This window comes from Bradyrhizobium sp. (assembly GCF_019242285.1).
In the GTDB taxonomy this organism is placed as follows: domain Bacteria; phylum Pseudomonadota; class Alphaproteobacteria; order Rhizobiales; family Xanthobacteraceae; genus Bradyrhizobium.
This window is the reverse complement of the sequence record NZ_JAFAVV010000500.1, coordinates 1-9,132: the sequence shown is the minus strand read 5'-3', so window position 1 is coordinate 9,132 and position 9,132 is coordinate 1. Positions and strand designations below refer to the sequence as shown.

Annotated in this window: 8 protein-coding genes; 6 read left to right on the top strand and 2 right to left on the bottom strand. The window is 65.0% G+C overall.

The genetic code is table 11. The annotated features are described in order from the left end of the window. The first annotated feature begins 277 nt into the window (after positions 1-277). From JOY90_RS19715 to JOY90_RS19690, 6 genes are all read left to right on the top strand, one after another. On the top strand, positions 278-1,126 hold the full coding sequence (locus JOY90_RS19715; RefSeq protein ID WP_291692782.1) for an AraC family transcriptional regulator: 849 nt from the start codon (positions 278-280) through the stop codon (positions 1,124-1,126). 124 nt (positions 1,127-1,250) lie between these two features. Further along, positions 1,251-4,229: a molybdopterin cofactor-binding domain-containing protein gene (locus tag JOY90_RS19710; protein ID WP_291692781.1), complete on the top strand. Its 2,979-nt coding sequence runs from the start codon at positions 1,251-1,253 to the stop codon at positions 4,227-4,229. Next, a complete protein-coding gene (locus tag JOY90_RS19705) occupies positions 4,226-5,041 on the top strand; it encodes an FAD binding domain-containing protein (protein ID WP_291692780.1) in 816 nt (271 codons plus the stop codon). The genes JOY90_RS19710 and JOY90_RS19705 overlap by 4 nt, the downstream gene beginning before the upstream one ends. Beyond that, complete coding sequence (locus JOY90_RS19700; protein WP_291692779.1) at positions 5,038-5,559, top strand: (2Fe-2S)-binding protein; 522 nt, start codon at positions 5,038-5,040, stop codon at positions 5,557-5,559. The genes JOY90_RS19705 and JOY90_RS19700 overlap by 4 nt, the downstream gene beginning before the upstream one ends. Then, entirely contained in the window at positions 5,552-7,102 is a 1,551-nt protein-coding gene (locus JOY90_RS19695) for an AMP-binding protein (RefSeq protein ID WP_291692778.1), read from the top strand. Before JOY90_RS19700 ends, JOY90_RS19695 begins: the two co-directional genes overlap by 8 nt. Before the next feature lie 27 nt (positions 7,103-7,129). Beyond that, complete coding sequence (locus JOY90_RS19690) at positions 7,130-7,933, top strand: enoyl-CoA hydratase/isomerase family protein (protein ID WP_291692777.1); 804 nt, start codon at positions 7,130-7,132, stop codon at positions 7,931-7,933. A gap of 187 nt (positions 7,934-8,120) precedes the next feature. On the opposite strand, the gene JOY90_RS19685 is transcribed toward JOY90_RS19690, so the two are convergent. Together JOY90_RS19685 and JOY90_RS19680 are read right to left on the bottom strand one after the other, a co-directional pair. After that, the gene (locus tag JOY90_RS19685) at positions 8,121-8,432 is read right to left on the bottom strand and encodes a cytochrome c (RefSeq protein WP_367276969.1); all 312 of its coding nucleotides are present in this window, start codon (positions 8,430-8,432) and stop codon (positions 8,121-8,123) included. Next, positions 8,392-9,132 (bottom strand): dihydroxyacetone kinase subunit DhaK (locus tag JOY90_RS19680; RefSeq protein ID WP_291692775.1); only part of this gene is annotated, 741 nt, incomplete at its 5' end. The genes JOY90_RS19680 and JOY90_RS19685, both read right to left, overlap by 41 nt.

Sequence of the window (9,132 nt, the reverse complement as noted above, 5' to 3'; positions counted from 1 at the left end):
AGTTCTTCGACAGTGACGAGGCGCCATGGAACTACATGATGGCAGTCGCTCTGGTCTACTGCCTGCCGCCGATCGCGATTTACTTTGCGTTGCGCCGTTTCACGTGGTTTGACCGGGCGCATACCGACATCCGACGATAGCGCTTCTCGCTGTCGCCGGTCGTCGCGGACCGAGAGGACCGGCGCCGGGCCGGCGGATCGGGATGGAACAAGGCGATCCTGCTGGCCACGATCGTCGATCGGGTCGTAAGCCGGCGTATCCGCGGGCGGAGGAGAAGATGTCGAGGGCTTTGCGCATTGCGCATGGAGCGTTTGGACGGGTGGCGCTTCTCGACATGGACTATTCGCTGGTGCGTCATGCCCATCCGCATTGTCACGTCCTGCTCAAGGTCGAGGGCGCCGACACGCAGTTCCTGGTCGATGATGCGATTTGTCCGTTGACGGATCGCAACGCGGTCCTGGTCAATGGCTGGCAGCCGCACAGCTACCTCCATGTGCCCGATCGCCCGCGGACGCTGATCCTGGCGCTCTACGTCGAACCGGAATGGCTGCAGATCTTCAGGCCGGGATGGGTTGCGAGCGGCGGCCCGGGATTCTTCAGCCAACCCAGCGGCGAAATATCGCCGTCCATCCGCAGCCTGACCATGAATCTGGCAGCCGACATGATGGCCCGTCCCGATTGCTGCACCGCGCACGAGGAAACGTTGTCAGACCTGATGATCGCGGTGATCGAGCGCTTTTCACCATGGAGAAGCTTTCCGGCCTCGATCCGGGAGCTGCGCGCGGCTTCGGGATCGGCAGACTGGCGCATCCTGCGCGTCATCGCGGTAATGCGCCGCGAGATTACCCGGCCTGAGGACATCGGCGGCTGGGCGAAGCAGGCCGGGCTGTCACGCGCGCATTTCTTCCGCCTGTTCGAATCCTCGATCGGCATTTCGCCAAAGGTCTACATGAACGTGTTGAGGATGGAGCGTGCGGTCGAGCTCGTGCTGAACCGCCCGCAATCGCTGTGCGAGATCAGCTCGGAGCTGGGTTTTGCGGAGCCCGCCCATTTCACCCGGTTCTTCCGGAATCACGCCGGCGTCGGCCCGCGGGAGTTCCGCAACGTCTCCCGTCTCGCCCATTGATGGCTCCGATGAGCAAAATGAGACGCGCTGGTAAGTTTTGAGACCTGTCGGCATGGCGGGCCCACGCCACCGCTGACTACGTTTCTTCCAAGTGTGGAAAAGCGCGATGGGAGAAGCCCCTCGAATGAACCTCAGCGCCACGGCCGGTGCACCGACGGGCAGACCGTGGATCGGTCAGTCGATTCCGCGCGTCGAGGATCCGGCGCTGCTGTCGGGCCGTGCACGCTTCATCGACGACGTCGGTGTGCGCCCGGGCGCGCTGCATGCCGCCATCCTGCGCTCGCCGCATGCCCATGCGAGGATCGTTTCCATCGACGCCGCAGCGGCTCGGCAGGCGCGTGGCGTTGTCGCCGTGCTGACCGGTGAGGATATCAAGGCCCTGACCGCAAGCCTCGTCGTCGGCGTGAAGGCGCCGCTCGAATGCTGGCCGATCGCGATCGGCCGGGTGCGCTATGCCGGCGAGCCTGTGGCAATCGTGGTAGCTGAAAGCCGCTACCTCGCCGAGGACGCGATCGACCTGATCGACGCGCAATATGAGGCGCTGCCCGCGGTTGTCGACCCGGTCCGCGCAATGAGTGCCGGCTCCACGCTCCTGCATGAAGGCTTTCCGAACAACATTGCGAGCGACCGCTCGTTCAAATATGGCGATCCCGACCGGGCCTTTGCCGAGGCCAAACGCATCGTTACGGTGTCGATCCGCTACCCACGCAATTCCTGCACGCCGATCGAGACCTATGGCGTGGTTGCCGAATACGATCCGGGTGAGCAGGCCTATGACGTGCTCGCCAATTTCCAGGGGCCGTTCAGCATCCATGCGGTGCTGTCGCGCGCCTTGAAGGTGCCCGGCAACCGGCTGCGGTTGCGGACGCCGCCGGATTCGGGCGGCAGCTTCGGCGTCAAGCAGGGCGTCTTTCCCTACATCGTTCTGGTCGCGGCCGCCGCTCGTGCGACGGGTCGCCCGGTCAAATGGATCGAGGACCGGCTCGAGCATCTGACCGCATCCGTGTCGGCGACCAACCGCGCGACGACGCTGCGCGCGGCGGTCGCGGATGACGGCAGGATTCTCGCGCTCGACTGGGACCAGGTCGAGGATTGCGGCGCCCATCTCCGGGCGCCGGAGCCCGCCACGCTCTATCGCATGCACGGCAATCTAACCGGGGCCTATGACATCCCCCATGTCGCGGTGCGCAACCGCGTGGTCGTCACCAATAAGATGCCGACCGGGCTGAACCGCGGCTTTGGCGGTCCGCAGGTCTATTTCGCGCTGGAGCGGCTGATTCAACGGATTGCCGTCGAGCTCACGCTCGATCCCGTTGAGGTCATTTCGCGCAACCTCGTGCCCGCCAATGCCTTCCCCTATCGCACCGTGACCGGCGCGCTGCTCGATTCCGGCGATTACCAGACGGCGCTTGCGCGCGCGGTCGACGAGGGTGGCCTGGCCGAGTTGAAGGCGCGCCGTGACAAGGCGCGGGCCGAGGGACGAATCTACGGCATCGGCTTCGCCGCCGTGGTCGAGCCGAGCGTGTCGAACATGGGCTACATCACGACCGTGCTGACGGCCGCGGAACGGCGCAAGGCCGGGCCCAAGAACGGCGCACAGGCCACCGCGACGGTCTCGATCGATCCGGTCGGCAGCGTGTCGGTACATGTGGCCTCCGTGCCGCAGGGCCAGGGACATCGCACTGTGCTCGCCCAGGTCGTCGCCGACGTGCTGGGACTGACGCCCGGCGATATCAGAGTGAACGCCGAAATCGACACCGCCAAGGACGCCTGGTCGATCGCCTCGGGCAACTACGCCAGCCGTTTCGCACCGGCCGTTGCCGGCACCGCCAAGATCGCTGCGGAACGCCTGGCCGGGCGGCTCGCGCGCGTCGCCGCCGCAGGCCTGAACACCGAGAGTGACGACATCATTCTCGCCGGCGGCTTCGCGCGGTCGAGGCGCAATCCCGATAACAGGTTGCCCTTCTCGCGGATCGCCGCCCTCAGCCACTGGTCACCGGGCGCGCTGCCCGATGACGTCGGCCATACCATCCGCGAGACCGCGTTCTGGACTCCTCCCGAGCTCACACCGCCGGATGAACAGGATCGCGTCAACTCGTCGCTCTGCTACGGCTTCATCTTCGATTTCTGCGGGATCGAGATCGATCGCGTCACCCTGCAGCCGAGGATCGATCGTTACGTCACCATGCATGATTGCGGCACGATCCTGCATCCCGCGATGGTGGACGGCCAAGTCCGCGGCGGCTTTGCGCAGGCGCTCGGCGCCGCCCTTTACGAAGAATACGCGTATACGCCCGACGGTTCTTTCCTGAGCGGGACCTTTGCCGACTATCTGGTGCCGACGGTAGCGGAAGTGCCGGAGCCGCTGATCCTGCATATGCAGACCCCCTCGCCGTTCACACCGCTAGGCTCCAAGGGCGTCGGCGAAGGTAATTGCATGTCGACGCCGGTCTGCATCGCCAACGCGGTCGCGGACGCGCTCGGTGTCGCTGACGTCGAGCTGCCACTGCTGCCGGCGCGCCTCGCTGAAACCGTCCGCGGCGCCGAAGCGGCGGCTCCGCCCGGCAAGCACAATACACCCAAAGGCGATCGCAGATTGTCCGGCAAGGGTGGCGCGCGAGTCGCAGCCGCGCCGGAACAGGTATGGTCGATGTTGCTGGATCCGGCGACGCTGGCCGCAGTGATCCCGGGCTGTCGCGGCGTGAAGAGGATCTCGGATACGGATTTCAAGGCGGACGTGACGATCGGGGTCGGCCCGGTCAAAGGCGATTACCGCGCGCGGGTGACGCTGTCCGACCTCGATCGGCCGAATGCCGTCACGCTGACAGGCACCCTTGACGGCGCGCTCGGGTTCGGCTTCGGCAAGGGCCGCATCACCCTTGCTCCGGCCGCGGATGGTGGAACCAGTGTGCACTACCGCTACGAAGCCGAGATCGGCGGCAAGGTGGCCAGCATCGGCGGCCGGCTGCTCGATGGGGCCGCTCGCGTCATCATCGGCCAGTTCTTCTCAAGCCTGGCGCGGCAGGCCGGCGCGACTGCCGCAGAAAGCAAGATCACGGCCGCGTGGTCGAGGCTGTGTCGATGGCTGGGAGGCCGGCGATGAAACCGGCAGCCTTCGACTATGTGCGCGCCGAGAGCCTCGATGAGGCTCTGGAAGTGCTTCGCACCGAAGGCAGCGATGCGCGCATCATCGCCGGCGGACAATCGTTGATGCCGATGCTCAACATGCGGCTTGCCAGACCGCGCGTGCTCGTCGACATCATGCACCTGGAAGAGCTTCGCAAGATCGAAGTGCAGCGAGGCAGGATCGCCGTCGGGGCGGCGGTCCGGCAAGCAGAGCTTCTGGAATGGCCGCCGCTGAGACGCGAGCTGAAGCTGTTGTCGCTCGCCCTGCCCTGGACCGGGCATGCGCAGACGCGAAGCCGCGGCACCATCTGCGGCTCGGTCGCGCATGCCGATCCCAGCGCCGAGATACCGCTGACGCTCCTGGCGCTCGGTGGCGATATCGTGCTGCGGAGTGCAAAGCGACTTCGTCGCGTCGCGGCGCGCGACTTCTTTCTCGGCATGATGGTGACCGATCGCAACGATGACGAACTGATCGAGGCGGTGCAATTTCCAGCGGCCGACGGGCGACGCTGTGCCTTCCGCGAAGTGGCGCGGCGGCACGGCGATTTTGCCATCGTCGCCTGTGCCGCCGTTGCAACCGATCGCGGGGTGCGGCTGGCCGTGGGCGGCGTCGCCGACATCCCGGTCGCTCGCGAGTTCGACGCGCGGGTCGGCGACGCACTCGAGGACGCCCTCAATGCCTTCGCCTGGGACCTCGACGCGCGCGACGATCTTCATGCGACCGCTCGCTATCGGCGCGACCTGGTGCGGATGATCGGCCGCGAGTTGATCACGGAGGTGATGCAGTGACACGATTGAGTGCCGAACAACGTCACCGCGTCCGTTTCACGCTCAATGGCGATGCAGTCGATCGCAATTGCGAGCCGCGGCTGCTCCTGAGCGACTTCGTCCGCCACGAGATTGGCGCAACCGGCACCCATGTCGGCTGCGAACACGGCGTCTGCGGCGCCTGCACCGTGACCATCGACGGCCGGCCGGCTCGCGCCTGCCTGACGCTCGCGCTGCAGGTCGAGGGTTGCGAGATCAGGACCGTGGAGGGTCTTTCCGACAAGCAAGGCCGTCTCGGCGTGCTGCAGTCCGCCTTTCGGCGCAACCACGCCCTGCAATGCGGGTTCTGCACCGCCGGCATCCTGATGTCGCTCGACGCGCTGTTTGCACAGAACCGGCAAGCCGGCGAGACCGAAATCCGCGATGTGCTGACAGGACATCTCTGCCGCTGCACCGGCTATGCGCCGATCGTCAAAGCCGCGATGGAAGCCGCGGCCGAGATGAGGGAAGAAACCAGACGCGAGGTGGCCGATGCTTGACCTCGGCACCAGCTTCCTCGCCAGCGTGGCGCGCGATCCCGATGCGTTGGCGTTGATCGATGGCGAGGTGCGATTCACCTACGCCGAATGGCTGTGCAAGATATCGTCGTTGGCGACCGCCTTCGATCGAATGGGATTGAGGCCAGGCGACCATCTGCTCACTGCACTGCAAAACAATTGGCAGGCGGCGACGGTGCATTGGGCCTGTCAATTGGCGGGCTTGATCATCACGCCGATCAACTGGCGCGTGACTGCCGACGAGCTCGATTTCTGCATCGAGGACTCGCAAAGCCGTGCCCTGATCTATCAGGACGTCTCCGAACGGGCGATTGCAGCCTCGGCCCGGGCACCGGGTCTGATCGTGATGCGCGCGGGTTCAAGCTCCAGCAGGACGAGCGAAGTCCTGCTCGACGCGCTCTGCAACGAGGCGACACCCCGGACGACCGCACGCGTTTCATCCGAAGCCTGGTCGGTGATGCTCTACACATCGGGGACGACCTCCCGTCCGAAGGGAGTACCGCGCCGCCATCATGCCGAGCGCGCGGCGGGCATCGCCCATGTCGCGCAGAATCTCTATCGCCGCGGCGAGCGAACGCTCGGCGTGATGCCGCTCTATCACACGATGGGCGTGCGCTCCCTGATCGCGATGTCGCTGATCGGCGGAGCCTTCGTCTGCCTGCGCAGGTTCGATGCGACCAGCGCGCTCGAGCTGATCGCATCCGAAGGCATCAGCAACCTCTATCTGGTGCCGACGCTCTATCACGACCTCGTCCATTGCGACGCCTTCGCGCGATCCGACCTTTCCAGCGTCCGTAAGCTGGGCTTCGCCGGCGCGTCGATGACGGACGGGCTGCTGCAGAAGCTTGCAGAAGCTTTCCGGCCCGAGCTCTTCGTCAATCATTATGGCAGCTCGGAAATCTACACCTTCACCATCGATCAGAATGCGTCCGCAAAACCGGGCTCGGCCGGCAGGGCCGGCATCAACCAGCAGGTGAAGGTGGTCAGGCTCAATGCGACGTCGGTCAAGGACACTGCTGCGATTGGTGAGGAAGGTGAGATTGTAGCGCTGCTCGCCGGAGATGAATCGTTCGAAGGATACTGGCGGCGGCCGGATGCCGATGCGCGCGCGATCCGCGAAGGTTGGTACTTCACCGGTGACACCGGCTATGTCGACGCCGACGGCGATCTTTTCGTGACCGGCCGCGTCGACGACATGATCGTCACCGGCGGCGAGAATGTTTCGCCGATCGAGATCGAGAGCTGCCTGTCGTTGCATCCCGCGGTGTTCGAAGCCGCCGTCGTCGGCCTGCCCGACGAACGCTGGGGCAAGGTGGTCACCGCCTTCGTCAAGCGCGCAGGGCCGGTGACCGAGCACGAGCTCGACCAATATTGCCGCGAATCCGGACTCGCCGCCTTCAAGCGTCCGCGCGGCTTCGTGTTCGTCGATGCCATCCCGAAATCCCCGGTCGGCAAGCTGCTGCGGCGGCTCCTCGTGACCGGCGAATACCAGGTCGAATCCATGCCGCCGCCCAACGCGGCGTAACCCTCCCTTCAAAACCAGGACGAACACATGACCGCTTACGAATTCGTCGATCACCGCCTCTCGAAGCTGGACGGCTTCCAAGTCGAAATCGACCCGGCTCACGAGCGCGCGGACGTCATTCTCAACCGCCCGCCCTTCAACATCGTATCGATGCCGCAGCGCGACCAGTTGCGGCTGGTGTTCGAGACCCTCGATCAGGATGACCGCGTGCGCGTCATCGTCGTACGCGCGATCGGCGAGCACTTTTCCAGCGGTGGCAATATCGGCGGTTTCATGGAGGCGACGCCGGAGACCGTGTCCAAGCTCGCCTGGAATATCGCCTCGCCCGCGCGCTGCACGAAACCCGTGATCGCTGCCAATCGCGGCTACTGCTTCGGCGTCGGCTTCGAGCTTTCGCTGGCCTGCGACTTCCGCATCGTCTCCGACACCGCACAATTCGCCCTGCCCGAGCAGAAGCTCGGCCAGATCCCCGGATCTGGCGGGTCGGCTCGGTTGCAGAAGATGATCGGCATCACGCGGACCAAGGACATCGTGATGCGCTCCAGGCGCATCCCCGCGCGCCAGGCGCTGGAATGGGGCATCGTCACCGAGTGCGTCGCCGACAAAGACCTCGAAGCTGCCACCGACAGGTTGGTCGACGAATTGCGGATCTTTTCACCGGTCGCGCAGCGTACTGCCAAAAAGCTTCTCAACGACACTGAAGACTCGACACTCGCGATCGCAATCGAGCTCGAAGGGCATTGCTACAGCCGCCTGCGTCAATCGGAAGATTTCAAGGAAGGCGTTGAGGCCTTCAATGCCAAGCGGCCGCCGAAATTCATCGGCCGCTGATCGGCCGCCTTGCTCGGTTGGCTTGCCGCGCGGCCTGATCGTCCTCACGCAGGCAACGTCGGTCGAGATGCGGCGTCGACACCGGCCGGACCATCCATACGCCGGCACGGCCTTGTTCTGGCTCAGCATACTTCTGTGGCTGGGATTGATGGATTTCTTGACCCGGACGTGATCTTCAGTTCGAACTTCAATTCGTCCTGGCGTCAAGCGTTGTGCGCTCCTTTTTGACGTCGTCCTCGCTGACGGGTGGCGCCTTACCCCAGTGGTTGCGGACATAGGTCGCAACTGCAGCCACCTGCGCGTCGTTCAGTTGCCAGCCGAAAGCGGGCATGGCCGGGCCGGTCGGCTCCCGGTCGGTCGCAACGCTCTGCGCACCCTGAAGTATCACGCGCAAGACCGTCGTGGGGTCTCCCGTGCCGACGGTTGCAGCCTGCGCGAGATTCGGAATGAGGCGGACGCTAGACGCCCCAACGCAACGCGGCGGTGTGAACCGGGGCATCCCAGAGGCTTCTCCTCTCGTCATCGAGCAGCGACACGGTCACCGAACAACCGGCCATATCCAGCGAAGTCACGAAATTGCCGACCAATGACCGCGCAATGGAACAGCCCACAGACTCCAGCCTCCCGCGTACGGCATGGTACATCAAATACAGCTCCGATAGGGGTGTTCCGCCGAAGCCGTTGATGAGAAGGATCGCCTCGCCGCGCAGGCGATCGCCGAGGTCGGCCGCGATCGCGCCGGTCATTTCCGCGGCGATCTCGTCGGCCGGCTTGAGCTTGACACGCCGTCGTCCCGGCTCACCGTGAATGCCGACCCCGACTTCCATCTCATCCTCGCCGAGATCAAAGGTTGGCCGGCCGGCCGCGGGAACGGTGCAGCTCGTCAGCGCAATGCCGATCGAGCGCGTGGCACCATTGACGCGATCACCGAGCGCCTTCAGCTCGGCAAGGGTGCACCCCTTTTCCGCGGCCGCGCCGACGATCTTTTCCACGATCAGCGTTCCCGCGACGCCGCGCCGCCCCGTCGAATAGGTCGAGGTCTCGACCGCTACGTCGTCATCGGTGATCACGGTCGCGATCGTCCTTCCCGACATCTCGCGCGCCATATCGAAGTTCATGACGTCGCCTTCGTAGTTCTTGACGATGAACAGCACGCCGGCCCCGGTGTCGGCGGCTTCCGCGGCAGCAAGGATCAGGTC

Coding starts and splice junctions, on each gene's coding strand:
- JOY90_RS19695 (WP_291692778.1), top strand. CDS start 5,552: ATGCTTGACCTCGGCACCAGCTTCCTCGCCAGCGTGGCGCGCGATCCC.
- JOY90_RS19685 (WP_367276969.1), bottom strand. CDS start 8,432: ATGCCCCGGTTCACACCGCCGCGTTGCGTTGGGGCGTCTAGCGTCCGC.
- JOY90_RS19690 (WP_291692777.1), top strand. CDS start 7,130: ATGACCGCTTACGAATTCGTCGATCACCGCCTCTCGAAGCTGGACGGC.
- JOY90_RS19710 (WP_291692781.1), top strand. CDS start 1,251: ATGAACCTCAGCGCCACGGCCGGTGCACCGACGGGCAGACCGTGGATC.
- JOY90_RS19715 (WP_291692782.1), top strand. CDS start 278: ATGTCGAGGGCTTTGCGCATTGCGCATGGAGCGTTTGGACGGGTGGCG.
- JOY90_RS19705 (WP_291692780.1), top strand. CDS start 4,226: ATGAAACCGGCAGCCTTCGACTATGTGCGCGCCGAGAGCCTCGATGAG.